The sequence below is a fragment of the Mycobacterium sp. NPDC050041 genome, assembly GCF_049541695.1.
Lineage (GTDB): Bacteria > Actinomycetota > Actinomycetes > Mycobacteriales > Mycobacteriaceae > Mycobacterium.
The window spans coordinates 73961-96817 of the sequence record NZ_JBMVDG010000013.1; the positions used below are offsets into that span (position 1 = coordinate 73961).

The 22857-nt window shown below is 69.7% G+C and carries 21 protein-coding genes; 11 read left to right on the top strand and 10 right to left on the bottom strand.

What is annotated here, in order from left to right:
• Nucleotides 1–46 precede the first annotated feature (46 nt).
• Both ACPCHZ_RS27430 and ACPCHZ_RS27435 read right to left on the bottom strand, forming a co-directional pair.
• Nucleotides 47–484, bottom strand: coding sequence for a pyridoxamine 5'-phosphate oxidase family protein (locus ACPCHZ_RS27430; protein ID WP_423487632.1), 438 nt, complete (start codon nt 482–484; stop codon nt 47–49).
• 103 nt (nt 485–587) lie between these two features.
• Nucleotides 588–1733: a thiolase family protein gene (locus ACPCHZ_RS27435; protein ID WP_423487633.1), complete on the bottom strand. Its 1146-nt coding sequence runs from the start codon at nt 1731–1733 to the stop codon at nt 588–590.
• 82 nt (nt 1734–1815) lie between these two features.
• Between ACPCHZ_RS27435 and ACPCHZ_RS27440 the strand changes: the two genes are divergently transcribed.
• Entirely contained in the window at nt 1816–3357 is a 1542-nt protein-coding gene (locus ACPCHZ_RS27440) for an aldehyde dehydrogenase family protein (RefSeq protein ID WP_423487634.1), read from the top strand.
• 1 nt (nt 3358) lies between these two features.
• Here ACPCHZ_RS27440 and ACPCHZ_RS27445 read toward each other — a convergent pair whose 3' ends face one another.
• Nucleotides 3359–4558 (bottom strand): cytochrome P450, encoded by a 1200-nt coding sequence (locus ACPCHZ_RS27445; protein ID WP_423487635.1) that lies wholly within the window; start codon nt 4556–4558, stop codon nt 3359–3361.
• Nucleotides 4559–4719: 161 nt separating this feature from the next.
• Here ACPCHZ_RS27445 and ACPCHZ_RS27450 point away from each other — a divergent pair, with 161 nt between their 5' ends.
• Nucleotides 4720–6174: an aldehyde dehydrogenase family protein gene (locus ACPCHZ_RS27450; protein WP_423487636.1), complete on the top strand. Its 1455-nt coding sequence runs from the start codon at nt 4720–4722 to the stop codon at nt 6172–6174.
• Here the strand turns inward: ACPCHZ_RS27450 and ACPCHZ_RS27455 are convergent.
• From ACPCHZ_RS27455 to ACPCHZ_RS27470, 4 genes are read right to left on the bottom strand one after another with little or no spacing between them, the layout of a single operon-like run.
• Nucleotides 6158–7795, bottom strand: a complete 1638-nt coding sequence (locus ACPCHZ_RS27455; RefSeq protein ID WP_423487637.1) for an acyl-CoA synthetase — start codon at nt 7793–7795, stop codon at nt 6158–6160. The genes ACPCHZ_RS27450 and ACPCHZ_RS27455 overlap by 17 nt on opposite strands.
• Nucleotides 7796–7811: 16 nt before the next feature.
• Nucleotides 7812–8438 carry a PaaI family thioesterase gene (locus tag ACPCHZ_RS27460; protein ID WP_423487638.1) on the bottom strand — a complete coding sequence of 209 codons (627 nt, stop codon included), beginning with the start codon at nt 8436–8438 and terminating at the stop codon, nt 7812–7814.
• Nucleotides 8435–9052 carry a cysteine hydrolase gene (locus tag ACPCHZ_RS27465; protein ID WP_423487639.1) on the bottom strand — a complete coding sequence of 206 codons (618 nt, stop codon included), beginning with the start codon at nt 9050–9052 and terminating at the stop codon, nt 8435–8437. The genes ACPCHZ_RS27460 and ACPCHZ_RS27465 overlap by 4 nt, the downstream gene beginning before the upstream one ends.
• Nucleotides 9049–10047: an aromatic ring-hydroxylating oxygenase subunit alpha gene (locus ACPCHZ_RS27470; RefSeq protein WP_423487640.1), complete on the bottom strand. Its 999-nt coding sequence runs from the start codon at nt 10045–10047 to the stop codon at nt 9049–9051. Before ACPCHZ_RS27470 ends, ACPCHZ_RS27465 begins: the two co-directional genes overlap by 4 nt.
• Before the next feature lie 146 nt (nt 10048–10193).
• On the opposite strand from ACPCHZ_RS27470, the gene ACPCHZ_RS27475 reads away from it, so the two are divergent.
• Nucleotides 10194–10868: a Crp/Fnr family transcriptional regulator gene (locus ACPCHZ_RS27475; RefSeq protein ID WP_423487641.1), complete on the top strand. Its 675-nt coding sequence runs from the start codon at nt 10194–10196 to the stop codon at nt 10866–10868.
• 9 nt (nt 10869–10877) lie between these two features.
• Here ACPCHZ_RS27475 and ACPCHZ_RS27480 read toward each other — a convergent pair whose 3' ends face one another.
• Nucleotides 10878–11858 carry a diguanylate cyclase domain-containing protein gene (locus ACPCHZ_RS27480; RefSeq protein WP_423487642.1) on the bottom strand — a complete coding sequence of 327 codons (981 nt, stop codon included), beginning with the start codon at nt 11856–11858 and terminating at the stop codon, nt 10878–10880.
• A gap of 129 nt (nt 11859–11987) precedes the next feature.
• Between ACPCHZ_RS27480 and ACPCHZ_RS27485 the strand changes: the two genes are divergently transcribed.
• From ACPCHZ_RS27485 to ACPCHZ_RS27495, 3 genes are read left to right on the top strand one after another with little or no spacing between them, the layout of a single operon-like run.
• Nucleotides 11988–13019 carry an NAD-dependent epimerase/dehydratase family protein gene (locus ACPCHZ_RS27485; protein WP_423487643.1) on the top strand — a complete coding sequence of 344 codons (1032 nt, stop codon included), beginning with the start codon at nt 11988–11990 and terminating at the stop codon, nt 13017–13019.
• Nucleotides 13016–14641, top strand: coding sequence for a flavin-containing monooxygenase (locus ACPCHZ_RS27490; protein ID WP_423487644.1), 1626 nt, complete (start codon nt 13016–13018; stop codon nt 14639–14641). Before ACPCHZ_RS27485 ends, ACPCHZ_RS27490 begins: the two co-directional genes overlap by 4 nt.
• Nucleotides 14642–14650: 9 nt before the next feature.
• Nucleotides 14651–15799: an alpha/beta hydrolase family protein gene (locus ACPCHZ_RS27495; RefSeq protein ID WP_423487645.1), complete on the top strand. Its 1149-nt coding sequence runs from the start codon at nt 14651–14653 to the stop codon at nt 15797–15799.
• On the opposite strand, the gene ACPCHZ_RS27500 is transcribed toward ACPCHZ_RS27495, so the two are convergent.
• Nucleotides 15754–16371 carry a TetR/AcrR family transcriptional regulator gene (locus tag ACPCHZ_RS27500; RefSeq protein WP_423487646.1) on the bottom strand — a complete coding sequence of 206 codons (618 nt, stop codon included), beginning with the start codon at nt 16369–16371 and terminating at the stop codon, nt 15754–15756. The two genes, ACPCHZ_RS27495 and ACPCHZ_RS27500, sit on opposite strands and share 46 nt — an antisense overlap.
• Before the next feature lie 69 nt (nt 16372–16440).
• Here ACPCHZ_RS27500 and ACPCHZ_RS27505 point away from each other — a divergent pair, with 69 nt between their 5' ends.
• From ACPCHZ_RS27505 to ACPCHZ_RS27515, 3 genes are read left to right on the top strand one after another with little or no spacing between them, the layout of a single operon-like run.
• The gene (locus tag ACPCHZ_RS27505) at nt 16441–17481 is read left to right on the top strand and encodes a phosphotransferase (RefSeq protein WP_423487647.1); all 1041 of its coding nucleotides are present in this window, start codon (nt 16441–16443) and stop codon (nt 17479–17481) included.
• Complete coding sequence (locus ACPCHZ_RS27510) at nt 17478–17852, top strand: nuclear transport factor 2 family protein (RefSeq protein WP_423487648.1); 375 nt, start codon at nt 17478–17480, stop codon at nt 17850–17852. The genes ACPCHZ_RS27505 and ACPCHZ_RS27510 overlap by 4 nt, the downstream gene beginning before the upstream one ends.
• Nucleotides 17816–18892, top strand: coding sequence for a TIGR03857 family LLM class F420-dependent oxidoreductase (locus ACPCHZ_RS27515; RefSeq protein WP_423487649.1), 1077 nt, complete (start codon nt 17816–17818; stop codon nt 18890–18892). Before ACPCHZ_RS27510 ends, ACPCHZ_RS27515 begins: the two co-directional genes overlap by 37 nt.
• Before the next feature lie 56 nt (nt 18893–18948).
• Here ACPCHZ_RS27515 and ACPCHZ_RS27520 read toward each other — a convergent pair whose 3' ends face one another.
• Complete coding sequence (locus ACPCHZ_RS27520) at nt 18949–20445, bottom strand: acyl-CoA carboxylase subunit beta (protein ID WP_423487650.1); 1497 nt, start codon at nt 20443–20445, stop codon at nt 18949–18951.
• An 88-nt stretch (nt 20446–20533) separates the two neighbouring features.
• On the opposite strand from ACPCHZ_RS27520, the gene ACPCHZ_RS27525 reads away from it, so the two are divergent.
• Both ACPCHZ_RS27525 and ACPCHZ_RS27530 read left to right on the top strand, forming a co-directional pair.
• Nucleotides 20534–21592, top strand: coding sequence for an LLM class F420-dependent oxidoreductase (locus ACPCHZ_RS27525; RefSeq protein WP_423487651.1), 1059 nt, complete (start codon nt 20534–20536; stop codon nt 21590–21592).
• Nucleotides 21589–22824, top strand: coding sequence for a cytochrome P450 (locus tag ACPCHZ_RS27530; RefSeq protein ID WP_423487652.1), 1236 nt, complete (start codon nt 21589–21591; stop codon nt 22822–22824). The genes ACPCHZ_RS27525 and ACPCHZ_RS27530 overlap by 4 nt, the downstream gene beginning before the upstream one ends.
• Nucleotides 22825–22857: the final 33 nt, after the last annotated feature.

Genomic DNA, 22857 nt, shown 5'->3' on the forward strand with positions numbered 1-22857 from the left:
GTGTCTGCGGCCCGACAAGCCGTGTCGAGGCAACAAACGCGCACGCTCACACGCTGGCGACGGCGTGAAAGTGTCTCGGCCGGAGCGTGATCACCGCTCGTTCACCGGTCGACGGCGGCGCTTCGGCGGCCGCGCCGAGGTACTTGCGCCGGATACGTCGCGTCCATTCGCCGCCGATGTCGACGGCGACGGTCGCGTCACCGATGATCCGCACCTGACGGTTCGGCCGTTCGCCGTCGGAGCGCTGCGCGGCTTCGGTGTCGACCACCAGGCCGCCGCGCGGATCGGCCCGGATGCGGTCGAGGTGCGGCCGGTCCGCGTAACTGGTCAGGCGGATCAGCCCGTCGGCCCACAGGAACCAGATCGGCGTGACGTGCGGATATCCGTCCGCGTCGACGGTCGCCAGACGCGCGACGGCGTCACTGTCGAGCAGCTCCGCGACTTCGGTGTCGTCGAGTCGGCGCATGGTTCCCGATGCTGTCATGGCGACACGGCGCACGCTCACCACGCCGCGAAGGTGCACGATTGCTGCCCTGCGACGGCGTGTCGGGCAGCAGACACGCACGCTCGCGTCGGCTCGCGGAACGTCAGGTGGTCAGGACAGTGGCGCCTGCCGTGCCGGGGGCGCCGTAGAGCTGGGCGAAGCCGACCTTCGGCTCGCCCGGCACCTGACGGTCGCCGGCCTCGCCGCGGAGTTGGCGCACCAGCTCGTGGATCTGGCGCAGACCCGAGGCGCCGATCGGCTCGCCGTTGGCGATCAGCCCGCCGTCGGTGTTGACCGGGAGAGTGCCGGTGATCTCGGTGGCCCCGTCGGCCAGCAGCTTCTCCTGCTCGCCGTCGGCGCAGAACCCGCATTCGGCCATGTGGATGATCTCCGCGCCGGCATCGGTGTCCTGCAGTTGGACGACGTCGACGTCCGCGGGCGCCACCCCGGCCTTCTCGAACGCCGCCCGCGCCGCGTAGACGGTGGGGGAGACGTCTTCCTCGACCGGCGCAAAGGTGGTGTTCACCTCGTAGGCGCCGTAGCTTCGGGTACGCACCTCGACCGCGCGCAGGTACACCGGCTTGGACGTGTAGCGGTGCGCGATGTCGGCGCGGCACATCACCACCGCGGCGGCGCCTTCGTCGGGCGCGCAGAACATGTACTGCGTCAGCGGGTAGTTGAGCATGGCGGAGCCCAGGATCTGCTCCTCCGACATCGGTCTACGCCGGAACGCGTTCGGGTTCAGCGCGCCGTTGCGGAAGTTCTTGGCCGCCACCTTCGCCAGGCTCTGCTGAGAGATGTCGTGGTCGTGCAGGTAGCGATTGGCCTTCATGCCGAAGAACTGCGTCGTGAGGTACTGCCCGTTCTCGGCGTACCAGGCCGGCATACCCACCAGGGCGGGATCCTCGGTGAACGCGCCGCGGGGATGCTTGTCCAGGCCGACGGCGATACCGATGTCGTGGTCGCCGAGCCGGATTCCGTCGGCGCACACCTTCGCGGCGCTCGCCGCCGTGGCGCAGGCGTTGAACACGTTGGTGAACGGGATGCCCGACAGTCCGACCATGCCGACGATCGCGTCGGGGTTGGCGACCGTCCAGCTGCCGCCGGATGCGGCGCCGATGTCACGCCATTCGACGCCCGCGTCGGCGACGGCCGCGAAGATCGCCTCGACACCCATCTGCATCGCGGACTTGCCCTCGAAGCGGCCGAAGGGGTGCAGGCCGACCCCGATGATCGCGACGTCGTTCATGCGCACCTCCGTGATCAGAAGCCGAGCGTATCGCAACTGTAACTCTTACAGTATCTTAGTCGAAATGGAGACGGAGACGGGCATGAGCGAGGTCGCAGCGCGGGAGTCCGCCCCCAGTGTCGGCATCGGCAGGCGTGCCGCGCAGCGTGCCGAGTCCCGCATGCTCATCGACGGCGAACTGGTGGGCGCGCAATCCGGTGACGAGTTCGGCAACGAGAGTCCCTCGACGGGGGCAGTGTTGGGCACCGTCGCCGCCGCCGGTGCGCCGGACATGCTGCGCGCCGTCGCCGCGGCCCGCCGGGCGTTCGACGACTCCGACTGGTCGACCAACCGCGCGCTGCGCAAGCGCTGCCTCACCCAGTTGCAGGAGGCGCTGGCGGCCGAGCGCGACGAGTTGCGCGAGGAATTGATCGCCGAGGTGGGCTGCCCGGAGATGACCGTGGCCACAGCACAACTCGACTGGCCCCTCGCCGAGGCGCTGCGCTATCCCGCCGGGCTGATCGACGACTTCGGGTGGCAGCGGGTGCTCGACGGCGGCGGCCTGTTCGGCGACCGCAACGTGCGCACGGTGGTCAAGGAACCGGTGGGCGTCGTCGCGGCGATCACGCCGTCGAACTTCCCGGTCGAGGTGATCCTCAACAAGCTCGGTCCGGCGCTGGCGGCCGGCAACACGGTGGTGCTCAAGCCCGACCCGCACACGCCGTGGAACGCCACCCGGCTCGGCAGGCTCGTCGCCGAGCGCACCGACATCCCCGCCGGTGTGCTCAACGTCGTGCCGACACCGTCGAACGAGGTGGCCGAACTGCTGGCGACCGACCCGCGGGTCGACATGATCTCGTTCACCGGGTCGACCGCCGTCGGCAAGCTACTGACCCGGCTCGGCGCGGAGTCGATGAAGCGGACGTTCCTGGAGCTGGGCGGCAAGTCGGCGCTCGTCGTCACCGAGGACGTCGACCCGGCGAGGGTGATCCCCGCCGCGGCGGGTGTGTGCGTGCACGCGGGCCAGGCCTGCGCCTCCACGACACGGCTGCTGGTGCACCGGTCGCGCTACGACGACGTCGTCGCCGGTGTCACCGCGGCGTTCGCCATGCTGCCGGTGGGGGATCCGGCGTTGCCGCAGACGCTGGTCGGTCCATTGATCAGCGCAAGGCAGAAGCGACGGGTGCTCGAAGCGTGCGAGCAGGCGCGTCGCGAAGGTGCCGAGATCACCACCGGCGGAACATCGTTCGACGACCTGTCCGACGACCTCCGCGGCGGGCACTTCGTGGCGCCGACCGTCGTGGTGGGGGTCGAGAACTCGGCGGCCATCGCCCGCGACGAGATCTTCGGCCCGGTGCTGGTGGTGCTGCCGTTCGACGACGACGACCACGCCGTGCGGATCGCCAACGACAGCCCGTTCGGTCTGGCCGGGGCGGTGATGTCCGGATCCATGGACCGTGGTCTGGCCATCGCGCGGCGGATCCGCAGCGGAGCCCTCGGCGTCAACGGCGGGATGTACTACGGCGCCGACGCCCCGTTCGGCGGATACAAGAACTCCGGTGTCGGCCGCCAGTGCGGGCTCGAGGGTTTCGAGCAGTACCTGGAGACCAAGACCATCGCCCACCGGACTCCCCGGCGGGCGTAGCTCAGCCCTTCGAGGTGAACGTCACCGGCAGCTGCCTGGGCGACCGGAACGGCTGACCCCAGATGTGCGGATCGTCGTCGGTGACCAGCGCGATGTCGTCGAGGCGCGTCAGCAGGCACTCCAGTGCCACCCGGGTCTCCATCCGCGCGAGATGCAGTCCCATGCAGGTGTGTTCGCCGGCCGCGAAGGTGATGTGCGGGATCCGCTTGCGGAAGATGTCGAACTCCTCCGGCCGCTCCCAGCGGGATTCGTCCCGGTTGGCCGAGCCGATGCAGACGTCGATCACCGATCCGGCGGGTATCGGCACACCTGCGAGTTCGGTGTCCTCGGTGGAGAATCGCTGCACGGTGGTCAACGGCGTTTCGTACCGCAGCCCCTCCTCCATCGCGGCCGCGATCAGGTCACTGTCGGCGCGTACCGCCGCGAACTGGTCGGGGTGGCTCAGCAGCAGGTACAGCAGATTCCCGGAAGACCGGTAGGTGGTCTCGAGGCCGGCGGGCAGCAGCAGCCGCAGGAACGAGTAGATGGCCTCGTCGCTGAGCTTCTCGCCGTCGATCTCAGCGGTGACCAGGTCGCCGATGATGTCCTCGGTCGGCTGGGAGCGACGCCGGTCGATCTGGGTGAGGAAGTAATCTTTCAGTGCGGCGGAAGCCTCGAAGGCGCGCTTGTACTTGATCGTGTAGCTGATCAGTTCGACGGCGCGGGCGCGGAACCACGGCAGGTCCTCCTCGGGCAGCCCGAGCAGCGTCGAGATCACCCTGGTGGGGAACTCGAAGGTGAAGTCGCGCACCAGGTCGGCGGTGCCGCGCTCGGCGAACTCGTCGATCAGCGCGTCGCAGATGGGCCGGACGATCTCGGGTTCCCACCGCGCCAGCGACCTCGACTTGAAGGCCGCCGATACGAGATTGCGATGCTCGCGGTGCGGCTTGCCCTCCATCGCCAGGATCGTGGGACCGATGAACAGGCCGATGGTGTGGTCGTAGATCGACGAGTTGAACAGCCTGCCGTCGCGGAACACCGTGTTGACGGCGTCGAATGACACTGCCGCGTAGAGCTTGTCCGGCCGCAGTCCCTCGGGCGTCTTCGACCAGTCCATCACCGAACCCTCGAACACCCCGGCCTCCCGGCGATGCCGGGCGAACAGCGGGTACGGGTCGCGCAACAGGTCGACCGGGTGGTCGGTGTCGGGGACGTGACTCACGGCTGACTCCAGCAGGGGTTGGGGGGCGGCGCCTTCACTACGCGACCTTACGGTAATTCTTACAGTAGGGGGAGGCAATGCGGGTGGGCTGGACTGCCCCGGTGTTACCGTGATGCTTACCGCAGTGCCGATGGCACGGTCGGTGGGAAGGGAGTCCCGCGGTGGTGGCATCGGACCTGACGTCGGCGTTGAACGCGCAGCGGCAGTCGTTCCTCGCCGACGGGCCTGCCGACGCCGCGCTGCGGCGCAACCGCATCGACCGGCTGCTGGCGATGGTGCTGGACAACACCGACGACTTCGTCGACGCGACCGCCACGGACTACGGGTCGCGGTCCCGTTCGGCCGCGCTGTTCGCCGAGATCCTCGGGATGATCTCGGTCATCGAACACACCAGGGCCCATCTCGGCGCCTGGATGCGCCCGAACCGGTTGATGCGCGCGGCAGGGGCGTTCGGCCTTCGCGCCGAGGTGCAGCCGTCGCCGCTGGGAGTCGTCGGCGTCATCGGGCCGTGGAACTTCCCGGTCAACCTCACCGTGCTGCCCGCGTCCGCGGCCTTCGCCGCGGGCAACCGCGTGATGATCAAGATGTCCGAGATCACCCCGCACACGGCCGATCTCATGTGCACCCTCGCCCCGCGCTACTTCGACGCGTGCGAACTCGAGATCGTCACCGGCGGAGTCGATGTCGCGGCGGCGTTCGCCGGGCTGCCGTTCGACCACCTGTTCTTCACCGGCTCGCCCGCGGTCGGCGCTCTGGTGCAGCAGGCGGCCGCCCGCCACCTCGTGCCGGTCACCCTCGAGCTGGGCGGCAAGAACCCCGTCGTGGTGGCGCGCGACGCCGACATCGACCGGGCCGCGACGCGCATCGCACACGCCCGCATGGTCAACGGCGGTCAGGTGTGCGTCTGCCCGGACTACGTCTTCGTTCCCGAGGACCGGGTGCAGCGGTTCGTCGACACCGCCTGCCGGACACTGCGTGGCACGTATCCGGCGGTGATCGCCAACGCCGACTACTGCTCGTCGGTCAACCAGGCGAACTTCGACCGGGTGGTGCGGTTGATCGAGGATGCGCGGGAACGCGGCGCGCGGATCGACTCCGTCGTCCCGCCCGGGGAGGCGCTGCCCGACGCCGCATCGCGCAAGATCGCGCCGACGATCGTCCGCGACGTCGACGACACCATGCTCATCGCCGAGGAGGAGGTCTTCGGGCCGGTGCTCGAGGTGCGCGGCTACGGCGACCTGGCCGAGACCGTCGACTACCTCAATCGGCGGCCCGCGCCGCTGGTGACGTACTGGTTCGGGCCCGACGGCGACGACTTCCGGCACTTCGTGCGCCACACCCGCAGCGGTGGGGTGGCCCGTAACGACTTCGCCGCCCACATGATCCCGTCGGCCGCGCCGTTCGGCGGGGTGGGCCGCAGCGGCAGTGGGGCGTACCACGGGAAGGCCGGCTTCGACACGTTCAGCCATCACCGGACCGTGGTCGGCAGCGACCTCCCGTTCAGCATCACCGGACGAGCGGCGCTGCCGTTCACCGGGTCGATGAGGCTCATCTCGGACCTCGCGCTGCACCGGGCCCGCAGCAGGACCCGCCGTCGGCTCAGGGCGAGCCGCTGACCGCCTGCTCGCGCGCCCACCGGTAGTCGGCCTTGCCCGCGGGCGAACGCACGAGAACGGGCCGGAACACCACGGCCTTCGGCAGCTTGTAGCGCGCCAACGACGTTGCGGCATGGGTGATCAACTCGTCGGCGTCGGCGGCGGCACCGTCGGCGAGGGCCACCACGGCCACCACCTCCTGGCCCCACCGCTCGCTGGGCCGGGCCGCGACCACCACGTCGGCGACCGCGGGATGTGATGCGATGGCCGTCTCCACCTCTTCGGCGAAGATCTTCTCGCCGCCGGAGTTGATGGTCACCGAATCGCGGCCGAGCAGTTCGACGACGTCGGCGTCCAGATGGCGGGCGCGGTCACCGGGCACGGCGTAGCGCACCCCCGCCACGACCGGGAACGTGGCCGCCGTCTTGGCGGCGTCGCCCTTGTAACCCAGTGGCACGTAGCCGCGCTGGGCGAGCCAGCCGATGCCGTCGTGGCCGGGCGCCAGCACGTCGGTCAGGTCCTCGGACACCACGACGGTGTCGGGTCCGGGCTTGAACCGGCCGGTCGACACGGCGCCCGGTGCGGACATGTGGGTGAGTTGGGCGCCCGTCTCTGATGAGCCGACACCGTCGACGACCACCATCCCGGGTTTGGCGTCGATCAGCCGCTGTTTGGTGGTCGGCGTCAGCAGCGCACCGCCGTTGGCCACCACCGCCAGCGGTGTGTCGCCCGCCTTCTCGATGGCCGCGGCCAACGGGCGCGCCATCGCGTCGCCCACCACCGTCGCCACCATCACCTGCTCACGCTCGACCGTGGCGACGATCTCGTCGGCGTCGAACCGGTCGACGACCGTCGAGAACACCACGGTCTGGCCCGTGGTCAGCGCCGTCATCACCGCCCATTGCGCAGCGCCGTGCATCAGCGGCGGGAGCACCATCAGTTTCGTGCCGGGATTCGCCGCGGCGCGCTCCACGAGGGCCGCGTAGGAGTCGAACACCGTGCCGGCGAACAGGTCGCGACCGCCGAACGACGTGACGAAGATGTCGTGCTGGCGCCACAGCACACCCTTCGGCATTCCGGTGGTGCCGCCGGTGTAGAGCACATAGAGGTCGTCGGGTGAGGGGTGAACGTCCGGGGGCTCGGGGCTGCCCGCGGCCAGCGCAGCCTCGTAGTCGACGGCGCCGTCGAGCAGCTCGTTGCCCGAATCGTCGGCGATCTGGATGAGCACCTTCAAACCCGGCAGGCCGGGCAGGATCTCGGCCACCCGGGGCGCGAATGCGGCGTGGAACACCAGGGCCGAGGCGCCGGCGTCGGCGAGCAGGTACTGCAGTTCGTCGGCGACGTAGCGGTAGTTGACGTTGAACGGCGCGACGCGGGCCCGGAACGAGCCGAGCAGCGCCTCGACGTACTCGTGGCCGTTGTGGGCGTAGATGCCGAGCAGGTCCTGACCGACCTCGTGGCCTGCCAGCTCGGATCGCGCTGTGTGACAACCCAGGCCGCGTGCGTGCAGATAGGACGCCAGCCGGTTGGACCGCTCAGCGACGTCGGTGTAGGTGTGCCTGCGCCCGCCCTGGCACAGCAGGACCCGGTCGGGCAGCGCGGCGGCGATCGCGTCGAGCACGGCGGGCACGGTGAACTCCATGGGGGCTGACTCCTCGTCAGGGCTGGTGCGGGAGAAGCTTGATCATCAGGCCGTTGGCCTCGGACAGCACCGTGCCGTCGGCGTCGGTCATGGTGGCTGTCAGGAAGGCCTTCCGGCCGTCGAGTCGCTCGATGCGGCCCCGGCTGACCAGCGGTGCATCGATCGGCGTGACGGCACGGTAGTCGACGTGCAGGTAGGCAGTGCGGCTGATGGGCCGGCCCGCGGCCGACACGATCATGCCGAAATGCCAGTCGTAGAACAGCGGGATGACACCGCCGTGCACGGCCATGTTGCCGCCGACGTGAAACCTGGTGAAGTGGCCCGCCATCGTCACGTTGCCGTCGCGGTCGGCGGCGGTGAACGTCCACGGCGGCATCAGCGGATGGCCGAGACCGGGCAGCGTCGTGGCGCGCCCGGCCGGTGCCTGCCCGTCGGGCACCGCGTGCGGTTCCAAGTCGGCACACACGCGCTCGATCTGCTCGGAGGCGGCCGTCCATGTCGCGCCGGGCGGACTGGTCGACACCGCCAGATCCTGTAACCGCCGCACGGCCGCGGCGAACCGCTCCAGTTCAGGCGGCGCGTCGACCGGCGTGATCTCCGGGAAGCCGCGGGTCTCGGGGCCGGTCGTCTCGGGGCCGGTCACGGCGCCCAGGCGGCGATGAGGTCGTCGGTGCTGGTGATCGTCGCCAGCAGCGAGAGGCTGTTGTCGATGACGGCGGCCCCGTACTCGGCAGGCACCCCGGCGACCGCATCGCGCGGCAGCACCACCCGGTAGCCCGCGTTCACTGCATCCATCACCAGATTCGGGATCGCGATGTTCAGCGAGACGCCGACCGCCACGATCGTCGTCACCCCGAGATTGCGCAGCACCGCGTCGAGGTCGGTGCCGCCCATCGGACCGACGCCGTGCCATCGGGTCAGTGTCAGATCGGCGTCCTCGGGACCGAATTCGGGCAGCAGCGTGGCACCGTCGCCACCGGGCGTGATGTCGACCTGGCGGGCGCCGCCCGTGAACAGACGTGCGTTGTGGTTCGACCCGCGGCCGTCCGCCCGGCGGTGCACCAGGCAGTGCACCACCTGGGTGCCCGCGGTGCGGGCCGCGGGCAGCAGCCGGGCGATGTTGGGCAGCGCCACCCGGGCGGCCTCCTGGGCGAGCACCGCCAGCCCGGCGTGCGGCCCGACGACCGCGCCCTGCAGTTCCTGGGTGACGACGGCGGTGTGCGCGGGGGCGACGAGCTCGGGCAGCGGCGTCCTCATACCGGGGCGGCGACGTCGTAGAACTGCTTGGCCCACTTGCGCATGGCCATGTACGGCTCGGCGTCGATCCTGGCCAGCGGCGGGTGCTCGACGTAACGCTGGTAGCGCCAGATGTCGAGGTCCTCCCACACCGTGCGGAGGAACCGCTTCTCCACGTGGGTGCGCACCTGTTCGGGCGGCACGTCCGACGTCTCACCGGGCAGCTTCGGCCACCAGATCGAGTAGAAGAGGTTCGACACCTCGTCGTCGACCGGCGTGCAGGCGAAGATCAGGCGGTGGTTCGACGAGCCCTCGAAGGCGCTCATCGCGAAGCCGAGTCCGGAGAAGTGACTGTGGATCCGCAGCGCCATCGAGCTCGGGTCGTCGCTGCGTGCGTCCGGCCAGCCGGTGAGGAACCGCCATTCTTCGGCGACGGCTTCCCACTCCAGGCACACCGGCGTGACGGTGGCGCCGTGCACGTAGTGGAAATGTGAACTGTCAGGACCGTTCTCGGCAACGATCTGCGGATGCACCGGTTCTCCGTCGGCTCGCCGGGAGAACTCGGGATAGGGCCGGTAGTACGCGCCGGCGTCGGTCTCGAACTGAGGGAACTTGTGAAAGATGTCGGGAAGTGGCCACTGCGGCTCCTTGCCGTCGGGATGGTGCCACATGAACACGCAGTCGTACTGTTCGCGCACCGGGTACGTCCGCAGCGTCAGTCCGCGGTTCGGCCGGTCCGGCTGGTAGGGGATGTGGCGGTTGGTGCCGTCGGGCCCCCAGCGCCAGCCGTGGAAGGGGCACTCGACACAGTCGCCCACCACCTTCCCGCCGTGTCCGATGTGGGCGCCGAGGTGTTTGCAATGGCCCTCGAGCACGTGCAGGTCGCCGGAATCGTCGCGGTAGGCGACCAGTTCCTCGCCGAAATACTCGATCGGACGGACCTCGCCAACGGGGAACTCCGGCGACCAACCGATCATGAACCAGCCGGTGACTTTCCAGGTGAATGGGACTTTCACGCCGAAGCGACCTCCTGATACGGGTCCGTCCACTGACTATGGAGGAGATTACAGTATCGTTTACGGCAGGTGGTCGCGAACCCGCGAGCAGGTAGGTTCATTGCCAGAGTGGGCATGAGCGGCGGCCGAGAGGACTGGAAAACACGGTGTACGAGATTTTGGCCAAGGCTGGAATCTTCCAGGGAGTCGAGCCCGACGCTGTCGCGGCGCTCGGCGAGCGGTTGCCGACCATCGACTTTCCCCGCGGGCACACCGTGTTCGTCCAGGGCGAACTGGGTGACCGGCTGTACGTGATCGTGGCGGGCAAGGTCAAGATCGGCAGCCGCGCACCGGACGGCCGGGAGAACCTGCTCGCCGTGCTCGGTCCGGCGGACATGTTCGGCGAGCTGGCCATCTTCGACCCGGGTCCGCGCACGTCGAGCGTCACGACGCTGACCGAGGTGCGCACCGTCTGCATGGATCGCGACCTGCTGCGCGCCTGGCTGACCGAGCGGCCGGAAGTCGCCGAACAGCTGTTGCGCGTGCTGGCCCGGCGGCTGCGGCGGACCAACGACAACCTGTCCGACCTCATCTTCACCGACGTCCCCGGCCGGGTGGCCAAGCAACTGCTGATGCTGGCGCAGCGATTCGGGGTGTCGGACAACGGCGAGCTGCGGGTCACCCACGACCTGACTCAGGAGGAGATCGCGCGGCTGGTGGGTTCCTCACGGGAGTCGGTGAACAAGGCGTTGACCGATTTCACCGAGCGCGGTTGGCTGCGCATGCGGGGCAAGACGGTGTGGATCACCGACACCGAGCGACTGGCCCGCCGGGCGAGGTAGCGCGCCGGCTCACCGAGCCGCGGCCCCGAAGTGGCTGGTGTTGCCCGGGCCCTTCGCCTTGGCCTGATACATCGCCACGTCGGCGTCGCGCAGCAGCTCGGCAGGGGTGCGGGCGTCGCCGGGCGCCACGGTGGCGATGCCGATGCTGGCGCCGATGCGCACCCGGACGGACCCGACGGCGATCTCGTCGAGCAGCGCCCGGTGCAATCGCCCGGCCACCTCGTCGACCTCGCCGGGGCCGACGGGATCGAGCAGCAGCGCGACGAACTCGTCGCCTCCCAGCCTGGCCAGAAGATCCTGCGGCCGGGCGACCGACCGCATCCGCTGGGCCGCGATGCGCAGCACCTCGTCACCGGTCGAATGGCCGTGCCGGTCGTTGACCGACTTGAGCTTGTCGAGGTCGATGAACAGCGCGGCCACCAGGCGGCCGTCGTCCGGCGCCGACAGCGCGGCTTCGGCGCGCTCCAACACGAATCCGCGGTTCGGCAGGCCGGTCAGCCAGTCGTGGGTGGCGTCGTGGCGCAACCGTTCCCGGGTGTCGTAGTGCTCCGTGATGTCGGTGAAGGAGAACAGCACCGACGAGTGCTGTGGGTCGTCCGGCTCGAGCAGGCAGCCGTGGCCGGTCACCCAGATCCGGGTGCCGTCGATGCGGTCGACGCCCACCACCTCGCCGCTGAGCGTCATCCCGGTGCGCTGGATCCAGTGGATGGGGTGCTGCTCGGAGGTCATCTCCTGGCCGTGCGCGTCGTACAGGGGGAGGTCGACACCCTGGTCGCTGTGGTGCACGCCGACGAGATCGCGCGCATCGGCGCCGAGGATGCGCCTGGCCGCGGCGTTGGTGAACTCGAAGTGCCCGTCGCTGTCCATGATGACGACGCCCTCCTGCAGGAGGTCCAGCACGGTCTGGAAGCGCTTTTCGGACCACGCGGTGCGGGCCTGCGGCGCCGCCTCGGCGGCTCCCTCACCGCCCTTCGACGCCTCGGGCTCCATGTCAGTCTCTTCCCCGGTGTCCCCAGCGCGCGCCGATCCGCCATCGATTCGGCCGAAATACTGTAATGGTTACAGTATCTTCTAGGATACCGACCGGCGGGCCGAGCTGCCCCGGCTGATGGGACATCGATGCAGGAATCACCTCCGGCGCCGCGCAGGGCGCTGGTCATGGGCGCGAGCGGCAACGTGGGCGCCGCGGTCACCCGCCACCTCGTGGCTCGCGGCGACGACGTACGGGTGCTGCTGCGCCGGAGCAGTTCGACGAGGGGGATCGACGGCCTCCGCGTCGAACGGCACTACGGCGACATCTTCGACATCGCGGCGGTCACCGCGGCGATGGCCGACCGGGACGTCGTGTACTACTGCGTCGTCGACACCCGTGCCCACCTCGCCGACCCGGCGCCGTTGTTCCGGACGAACGTCGAGGGCCTGCGTGGCGTCCTCGACGTCGCCGTGCACGCCGGTCTGCAGCGCTTCGTCTTCCTGAGCACGATCGGTACGGTCGCCGTCGGCCGTGACGGTTCCACGGTCGACGAGGACACCCCCTTCAACATGGCCGGCCGCGGTGGCCCCTACATCGAGTCCCGCTGCCGTGCCGAGGAACTGGTGCTGCGGTATGCGCGTGAGCGCGGCCTGCCCGCCGTTGCGATGTGCGTGTCCAATCCGTACGGCCCGCCCGACTGGCAACCCCGGCAGGGATCACTGGTCGCACTCGCGGCCTTCGGAAAGATGCCGTGTTACGTGCGGGGCGTCGGTGCGGAGGTGGTCGACATCGACGACGCCGCCGCGGCACTGCTGCTCGCCGCCGACCGGGGCCGCAACGGCGAGCGCTACATCATCTCCGAACGGTTCATCACGCAGCGCGAGATGCTGCGCATCGCCGCCGACGCGGTCGGCGTGCGGCCGCCCCGGTTCGGTGCCCCCCGGGCGCCGGTGTACGTCGCCGGGGTGCTGGCGGGCGCCGCCAACCGGTGGCTCGGCCGCGACTATCCGCTCAACCTGCCGAGTGTCCGGTTGATGGTCCAGACATCGCCTGCCAGCCACGCCAAGGCCACCCGAGAGCTGGACTGGCGACCGGGCCCGACCGAGGACGCCATCCGCCGGGCGGCGCGCTTCTATGTCGAGCGCCGCGACCGCGACGAGGACGTGGTGAAGCTGTGACCGCCGACGGCCCGGCGCACTACGACGTGCTCGTGATCGGCGCCGGGTTCTCCGGCCTCTACGCGCTGCACCGGTTGCGCGGCCTCGGCCTGCGCACCCTGGTGCTGGAGAAGGCCGGGGAAGTGGGTGGCACCTGGGCGGTGAACCGGTATCCCGGTGCCCGCTGCGACATCGAGAGCGTCGAGTACTCCTACAGCTTCTCCGAGGAGATCCAGCAGGAGTGGGTGTGGACCGAGACGATGCCGGCACAGCCCGAGATCGAGGCGTACGCGAACTTCGTCGCCGACCGCCTCGACCTGCGCGGCGACATCGCCCTGCACACCGAGGTGGTGGCGATGACGTTCGACGAGCCCGCCACGCAGTGGCGGGTGCAGACCCGCAGCGGGCAGACGTTCGTCGCGCCGTTCGTCGTCGCCGCGTCGGGCATCCTCTCGGTGCCGCTGGAACCCGACATCGCGGGGATGGACAGCTTCGGCGGCACGTCGCTGTTCACCGGCCGATGGCCCCGCGACGGTGTCGACCTGCGCGGGCGGCGGGTCGCGGTGATCGGTACGGGATCCACCGGCGTGCAACTCATCCCGGTGGTGGCACGGGACGCGGCCGAACTCGTGGTGTTCCAGCGGTCACCGGCCTTCACACTGCCGTGGCGGGTGCGGCCGTTCGAGCCCGGTGAGCTCGACGGCCTCAAGGCCGGGTACGCCGAGATCCGGGCCGCCCAGCGCGCCCACCCGGTCGGCGCGGCGCGGCTGAGCGCCTTCTCGGTGCTGCTCGAGATGCTCGCGCGGCCGCCGCTCAAGTCGGCCACCCCGCAGGAGCGCAGCCGCGCCGTCGAAGAGCACGGCGTGCTCGGCGCACTGAACTGGGGTGACGTCTTCTTCGACATCGAGGCCAACCGGATCGCGACCGAACTGTACGGCCAGGCGATCGCCCGTATCGTCGACGATCCGGACACCGCCGCGGCGCTGGTGCCCAGTCACCCGTTCGCGTGCAAGCGACCGATCATCGACCAGGGCTACTACGAGACGTTCAACCGCGACAACGTCACCCTGGTGGACCTGCGCCGGGGCGGCATCAAGGCGGTGACGCCGACGGGTATCGACACCGACCAGGGCGCATTCGACGTCGACGTGATCGTCTACGCCACCGGTTTCGACGCGATGACCGGCGCTTTGAGCCGCATCGACATCCGCGGCCGCGACGGGGTGGCACTGCGCGACGTCTGGGCGCAGGAGGGGCCGGTGTCCTACCTGGGTCTGCAGGTGGCCGGCTTCCCCAACCTGTTCACCGTGCAGGGACCGGGCAGTCCGGCGGCGGCGACCAACTTCATCGCCGCCCTCGAGCATCACGTCGAGTGGATCGGTGACTGCGTCAGTTCGCTGCGCGCACAGGGGTATCGGAGCATCGAGGCGCTGCCGTCGGCACAGGACGAGTGGATCGAGCACACCACGTCGCTGGTGGCGCCGACGGTGCTGGTCCACCCGACGTGCAACTCCTGGTACAACGGCGGCAACGTGCCGGGGAAGAAGCGGATGTACATGGGCTACACCGCGGGACTCCCGGAATACCGCCGCCGGTGTGAGGAGATCGCCGCCGGCGGCTACACCGGATTCAAGCTCTCGTAGCCTGACACGATGAGACACACCGGACAGGTCGTCCGCCAACTCGCCGGTGTGTTGCCGCGCAGCGCGGATGCGCTGGCGGGCTCGGCCACGTGGGACGGCCTGTCCGCCGCCGGCCTGCGTCAGTTCGGCGAGGTCGCCCTCGACGAATTGGTGTTGACGGCGATGACGCTGAGCGGGCCTGGGCCAGGGCTGCGCCGGCCGGTCAGCAGCTGCGCCGCTGCGGCCGAGGAATTCGCCGGGCGCACACCCGCACAGTTGCACGCCGCGCCGAACCCGTTGCAGATCAAGCGCATACAGCGGCAGTGGTTAGCGGGCCTGGCCTACGAACGGATCACCTACGACCACGACCCGATGCTGCCGTCCGCACTGACGGCCGACGGCCTCGGGGGCCCGGCGACGGCGGTGGCGCACGTGTGCCGGCACCGCGACGGACCGCGGCCGTGGCTGGTGTGGGTGCACGGCGCCGGGCAGGGCGGGGCGTCGGACTTCCTCTTCGCGCGGGCCCGGCGGCTGCACCAGCGGCTCGGGTTCAATCTCGCGATGCCGGTGCAGCCGGGCCACGGTGTGCGCCGCGACGTGTGGCCGCCGTATCCCGACATGGACCCGCTGACCAATGTGGCCGGCATGATGCGCGCGGTCTCCGAGGTGCGTGCGGTGGTGCGGTGGCTGGAGCCGCAGTCGACCGTGATCGCGCTGTCCGGTCTGTCACTGGGCAGCGCAGTGGCCGCCCTGGTGTCGCATCTGGAGGACGCGGTGGCGGCGGTCGCGCTCTACACTCCGATACTCGGCCTCAATGCGATGATTGGACAGCACATCTCGCGGTGGGGCCGCAGCGGTGACGAGTTGGCGGCCGCACTGGGATCCGACGTCGTCGCCGAACTGACCAAGGTGATCGACCCGCTGTCCGTGCTGCCCGCCGCGCCGCCGAACCGCCGGCTGATAGTGGCGGCCTGGCAGGATCGGATGGCGATGCGGGGTCCCGCGCTGGCGCTGCACGAGCGGTGGGGCGGCCAGGTGCACTGGCATGACGGCGGCCACGTCGGGCACCTCTTCTCCGGTCGCGTCCAGCGGGTGACGGAGGACTTCCTGCGCACAGTGCGGGATTCGGCGGATCAGCCGCCCGCGCCGTATTCGGCGACGATCCGCGACTCCAGATAGTCGAGCTCGCGGGGCAGGTCGTAGTCGTCGCCGAGCACGATCCACTGGAACGCCGCGCCGAATGCGGCGGCGCTGATGGCGTTGACGGCCCGGTCCATGTCGATGTCGGGCCGCACGGACCCGTCGCGGACCCCGTTGCGCAGGCCGGCCGCCACCTCGTCGACGCCGCGCCGAAACCAGTCGTCGAGCCGGCCGCGCACCGGTGAGGTGCCCTTGACCGCCTCGAACGTCATCACGAACGTCGCCCGCACGAAGTCCCGGTCCTCTTCGAACAGCCGCCGGATCCGGCCGAAATGGGCGACGGCGTTCTGCAGTCCGGTGGAGTCCGGTTCGGCCGCGGGCATGATGTTCTGTGCCTGCGCATGGGCCAGGATCGCCTCGAGGATGGCGTCCTTACTGCCGTAGCGGGCGTGCACCATCGCTCTGCTGTAACCGGCGCGTCGGCCGATTTCGGCCGCCGACGTTGCCTCCCAGCCTTTTTCGGTGATCAGTTCGACCGCCGCCGTGACCAGGCGACGGTTCGACAGCTCGACGCGCTGCGGCTGGGTCAGCCCGCGGGCGGGGGTGGGCACCCTTGCATATTAGACGCTCGACAACTAACTTAGTTGTTCATCGTCAACTACCTCGCCGGGGAGGCCCGCGTGACATCAGCGGCCCCGGCCATCCCGTCGGGCATCGACGGCGTGCAGCCCGGCTGGCTGAGTGAGGCGCTCGGCACGCCGGTCGACAGCGTCCGCGTCGAACAGATCGCTCTGGACAGCGGCTTCTCCTCACTGCTCTACCGGCTGCACCTCTCGGGCGAGGCGGTGCCTGCCACGGTGATCGCCAAGCTGCCCGCACAGTCCGAGGCCCGCGGCGCGATGGAGCTGCTCGGCGGATACCGACGCGAGCTGGCGTTCTACCGCTCGGTGGCCGGCCGCGCGCCGATGGCGACGCCCCACGTGTACGCCGCCCGGATAGCCGACAACGGCGTCGACTTCGTGCTGCTGCTCGAGGATCTCGCCGACTGGGACAACGCCGACCACCTGGCCGGGCTGTCGATGGACCGGGCGCGACTGTGCATCTCCCAGCTCGCCGGCCTGCACGCCTGGTCGGCCGAACCCGCCAACGCCGCCGTCCTGCAGCCGTTCCCGAGCTTGGACACCCCGATCGCGCGCGATCTGCTGCTGCCTGCCTTCGCGCCGGGCTGGCGGATCTACCGTGAGCACACGGAGGCGACGGTGCCCGCGGCGGTGGCGGCGTTCGCCGAGCGGTTCGCCGAGCGGGCGGTCGCCGCGCTGCCTGCGCTGACCGAACGCGACACGCTGCTGCACGGCGACATCCGGGCCGACAACCTGTTCTTCGACGGCGACCGGATGAAGGTGGTCGACTTCCAGTTCGCGTCGCGGGGCTGCGGCGCGGCCGACATCGCCTACCTCGTCACCCAGGGTCTGCCCGCCGGTGTGCGGGAGGGCCGCGACGAGGCGCTGCTGCGTGAGTACCTCCAGGGTCTCGACGACTACGGGTTCGACGACGCGTGGCGGCACTACCGGATGGCCGCTGTCTACCTGATGCTGCTGCCGGTCATCACGCTCAACGGCTGGGAGGCGTTGCCCGAGCGGTCCCGCCGACTGTGCCTCACGCTCACCGACCGGGCGGTCGCGGCGATCGGCGCCATCGACGCTCTGGACGTGTTCGCGTGACCCGCACCGCACGCGAGGTCGTCGAGCTCTACAACCTGGTGGTGTGGAACGAGCGCGACTTCGCCCTCGCCGAGGAACTGATGGGTGAGACGGTGACGCGGCACGAGGTGGGTGAGGCGACGGTGCTCACCCACGAGCAGGCCGTCGCGCGCATCGTCGACCACTGGGCGATGTTCGAGACCATCCGATTCGAGCTCGAGCTGGTGGTCGCCGGCGACGACGGCGAGCACGTGGCGATCGTGTACCAGTCGCCGATGAGGTTGAAGGACGGCACCGAGACCACCGTCGGCAGCATGGAGATCTTCCGGGTGATCGACGGCCGGATCACCGAGGTGTGGAATTGCGGCTACAAGCAAGGGGTTTGGGCGTGACTGACCGGGTGTTGGATGAACTGGGTTACTACCTGCTGGCCGGTGCGGGAGGTGAGGGACCGGCCACCCTGATGGACGAGGCCCGACGCGGCGAGGAATTGGGCTTCGGCACGGGCTTCATCTCCGAGCGGTGGAACGTCAAGGAGGCGTCGTCGCTGACCGGCGCGGCGCTCGCGGTCACCAGCCGGATGCAGATCGCCACCGCGGCCACCAATCACAACACCCGCCACCCGCTGATCACCGGATCATGGGCGACGACCATGCACCGGCTCTCCGGCGGGCGGTTCACACTCGGCCTCGGCCGGGGCATCGCGGCGATGTACAACGCGTTCGGGGTACCCGCGGTGACCACCGCGCAGATGGAGGACTTCGCGCAGGTGATGCGCAAGTTGTGGCACGGCGAGGTGGTGTTCAACCACGACGGGCCGATCGGCAAGTACCAGGTGCTGTTCCTCGATCCCGATTTCCGCGAGGACATCCGGCTGGCGATCGTGGCGTTCGGCCCGCAGACCCTCGCACTCGGCGGCCGCGAGTTCGACGACGTCATCCTGCACACCTACTTCACCCCCGAGACGCTGAAGCGGGCCGTCAGGACGGTCAAGGACGCGGCCGAGCAGGCGGGCCGCGACCCGGACAGTGTCCGGGTGTGGTCGTGCTTCGCCACCGTCGGCGATCACCTGCCCGAGGAACTGCGGCTGAAGAAGACGGTCGCCCGGCTGGCCACCTACCTGCAGGGGTACGGCGACCTGCTGGTGAAGACGAACAACTGGGATCCCGCAGTGCTGCAACGCTTCCGAGACGACGCGGTGGTGCAGTCGATCCCCGGCGGCATCGACCACAAGGCCACCGCCGAGCAGATCGAGCACATCGCCGGCCTGATCCCCGACGAGTGGCTCGAACCGTCGGCCACCGGGTCGGCGCAACAGTGCGTCGCCCGGGTGCGCAAGGAGTTCGACTACGGCGCCGACGCGGTGATCCTGCACGGCGCCACGCCCGACGAACTCGAACCGATCGTCACCGAGTACCGCGCCTCCCGGTGATTTCGGCGCGGTGACGTTCGCTGACCGAACGGAAGCGCGCCGAAATCGCGAGAGGGCTAGGGGGTGATGACGGTGCGGCTGACCGGCTCCGCGACGGCCTGCCTGCTGAAGACGCCGTGCTGCAACGTCGTCAGCAGTGCGTTGCGGGTCTCCTCCGGTGAGATGAGCTCGTCGAAGCCCAGGTGGCCCGCCGACCGGTAGGACGCCTCGAGCTCCATCTGCTTGAGCACCTCGGTGTAGTCCTCGCCGGCGTTCGTCGCCTTGCTCAACGCGGCGGCGCCCATCGCGCCCATCGTGGCGCCCGGGTAGGCGAACGTCGCCACCTGGTCGTCGAAACCGAGCAGCGACATCACCATCGAGCCGAAGCCGAACGCCTTGCGCAGCGTGACATGGAGTTTGAGCGTGGTGGCGGAGGTCTGCGCGGCGAACATCCGGGCGCCGCTGCGCAGTACGCCGCTGCGCTCGGACCGGCTGCCCGGCAGCATCCCCGGGTTGTCGGCGAGGAACACGATCGGCAGGTGGAACGCGTCGGCGACCGCGATGAAGTGCGCCGCCTTGTCCGCGGCGTCGGCGTCGATCGAGCCGGCCAGCACCTCCGGCTGATTCGCGACGACAGCGACCGGATACCCGCCGAGATGCGCCAGCGCGCAGATGATGGCACGGCCGAACGTCGGTTGCACCTCGAACCAGTCCGGCCGGTCGAAGACCACGTCGAGCACCGCCCGCATGTCGTAGATGTGCCGGTTGTCCCGGGACACGATGTCGCAGATCTCCGGCGTCGGCCGCGGGTCCGCGGTGTCGTCGGCGAGCCGGGTCGGCGGATACGACCATGCGCTGGAGGGGAAGTAGGACAGGTAGCGGCGGATGTCGTCGAGCACCGTCTGGTCGTCCTCGGCGTGGTTGTGGATCACCCCGCTGGCCAGTGCGACGCCCGGCCCGCCGAGGTCCTCCTTCGAGATGTCCTCGCCCGTCGACTCTTTCACCACCGGCGGACCGGCAGTGAAGATGGCGCCGTGGCTGCTCATGATGGTGAAGTCACACACCGGGGCCACCAGTGCGCCGTGCCCCGCGGAGGGGCCCAGCACCGCCGACACGGTCGGCACCTTGCCCGAGCATTTCGCCTGGGCGATGAGGTCGGTGGGGGTGCGGCCGTAGTGCTCACCGCTGGGCCGGAAGCCGGCGCCCTCGAGCAGCATGACCAGTGGGATCTTGTTGCGCAGCGCCAGTTCCGCGAGGCGGTAGCGCTTGGAGTTGCCGCCCGGTCCGATGCTGCCTGCGAGCGTGGTGAAGTCCTCGGCGCCGACCATCACCGGGACGCCGTCGATCCGGCCCGCGCCCGCGATCAGCCCGTCCGCGGCGACGTCACCGCCGACCAGCGTGCCGAACTCCTGGAACGAGCCGTCATCCAGCAGGTGGTCGAGCCGGGCCCTGGCGTCGAGCTTGCCCTTCGCGCGATGCCTGGCCACCCGCTCGGGACCGCCCATGCCGAACGCGTGCTCGCGGCGACGGTCGAGGTCGGCGAGCGTTTCCTTCCAGTCCTGCGCGTGGTCCATTCGAGAAGCTCCTGACGTCGAAAGGGCATCGTCGCACCGGCGTGGTCACGTTGACCATACTGAATTGCTTACTGTAGCTTCTGCGGGTATGGGTGGAGGCGGTGCTGCCGGCCCCCCGATCGGCCGTCTCGCGATCGACCGGGGCATCCCCAGCGACCTGACGCGGGTCCGGGGAGTCGCCGAGGGGTTGGAGCGGCAGGGCTTCGACGGGTGCTGGACCGGCGAGATCTCCCACGACCCGTTCCTGCCGCTGCTGCTCGCCGCCGAACACACCACTCGGCTGCAGATCGGCACCAGCATCGCGGTGGCCTTCGCACGCAGCCCGATGACCGTCGCCAATGTGGCGTGGGATCTGCAGGCGTACTCGCAAGGCCGGTTCATCCTCGGCCTCGGCACTCAGATCAAGCCGCACATCGAGAAGCGGTTCAGCATGCCGTGGAGCCGGCCGGTGGCCCGCATGCGGGAATTCGTCCAGGCGCTGCGGGCGATCTGGGCCTGCTGGCACGACGGCACCCGGCTGGCATTCGACGGCGAGTTCTACACCCACCGGCTGATGACGCCGATGTTCACCCCGCAGTCCCATCCGCACGGCACGCCACCGGTGTTCGTCGCCGCGGTCGGCGAGGCGATGACCGAGATGTGCGGTGAAGTGGCAGACGGCCTGCTGGCGCACGCGTTCACCACCAAGCGCTACCTCGACGACGTCACGCTGCCCGCCCTCGGGCGCGGCCTCGCCACGGCCGGGCGCACCCGCGCCGACGTCGCCGTCTCGTGCCCGGTGTTCGTCGTGACCGGCGAGACCGAGGAGGACTTCGCCGCCGCGGCCGCCGCCACCCGCAAGCAGATCGCGTTCTACGCCTCCACGCCGGCGTATCGCAACGTGCTCGACCTGCACGGCTGGGGTGAGCTGCAGACCGACCTGCACGGGCTGTCCAAACAGGGGCAATGGGACGCGATGGCCGGGCTGATCGACGACGAGGTGCTCGGCGCGTTCGCCGTGGTGGCGCCAATCGACGAGGTGGCCGCGGCGCTCCGGCTCCGGTGTTCGGGGGCGATCGACCGCGTGCTGCCGGGCTTCCCGTCGACCGTGCCGGACGACACCGTCGCCGCCGTCCTCGAGGAACTGCGTCACGAAGGAGCCCGATGAGCACACCGATCATGGACGACGCCGCCAGGCTCTTCGCCGACCCGAAGTCCTACACCGACGAGTCGACACTGCATGCCGCGCTTGCGCATCTGCGGGCGAACGCCCCGGTGTCCTGGGTCGACGTGCCGGGCTACCGGCCGTTCTGGGCGATCACGAAGCACGCCGACGTGATGGCCGTCGAGCGCGCCAACACCGTCTTCACCAACGCGCCGCGGCCGGTGCTGATGACCGCGGAGTCCGACGAACTGCAGGCCGGTGTCGGAGTCTCCACCCTGATCCACATGGACGATCCGCGACACCGGGTGGTGCGGGCGATCGGCGCCGACTGGTTCCGGCCGAAAGCGATGCGGGCGCTGAAGATCCGCGTCGACGAACTGGCGAAGACCTACGTCGACAAGATGGCCGCCATCGGCCCGGAGTGCGACTTCGTGCAGCAGGTGGCGGTGAACTACCCGCTGTACGTGATCATGTCGCTGCTCGGGGTGCCGGAGTCCGACTTCCCGCTGATGCTCAAGCTCACCCAGGAACTGTTCGGCAGCGACGACGACGAGTTCAAGCGCGGCGCCGACCAGCAGGAGCAGATGTCGGCACTGCTGGAGATGTTCCAGTACTTCACCGCACTCACCGCCGCCCGCCGCGAGCACCCGACCGACGACCTCGCCTCGGCGATCGCCAACGCGCACATCGACGGTGAACCGCTGTCCGACATCGACACCGTGTCCTACTACGCGATCATCGCCGCCGCCGGCCACGACACCACCAGCGCCACCATCTCGGGCGGCATGCTGGCGCTGCTGAAGCATCCCGAGCAGCGCGACCGGTTGCGGGCCGATCCCGCCCTGATGCCGACGGCCACCGAGGAGATGATCCGGTGGGTGACGCCGGTGAAGGCGTTCATGCGTACCGCGCAGGAGGACACCGAGGTGCGCGGCGTGCCGATCGCGGCGGGGGAGTCACTGCTGCTGTCCTACCCGTCGGCCAACCGCGACGAGGACGCCTTCGCCGACCCGTTCCGCTTCGACGTCGGGCGCGACCCGAACAAGCACGTCGCCTTCGGCTACGGCGTGCACTTCTGCCTGGGCGCCGCGCTGGCCCGAATGGAGGTCAACAGCTTCTTCTCCCAGCTGATCCCGCGGCTCGAATCGATCGAACCGGCCGGACCGCCCCAGCACGTCGCGACCGTGTTCGTCGGCGGCCTCAAGCACCTGCCGATCCGGTACACGCTGCGCTGAGCGCCCGGCCCTGTTCGCCGGAATTGCCGCGCG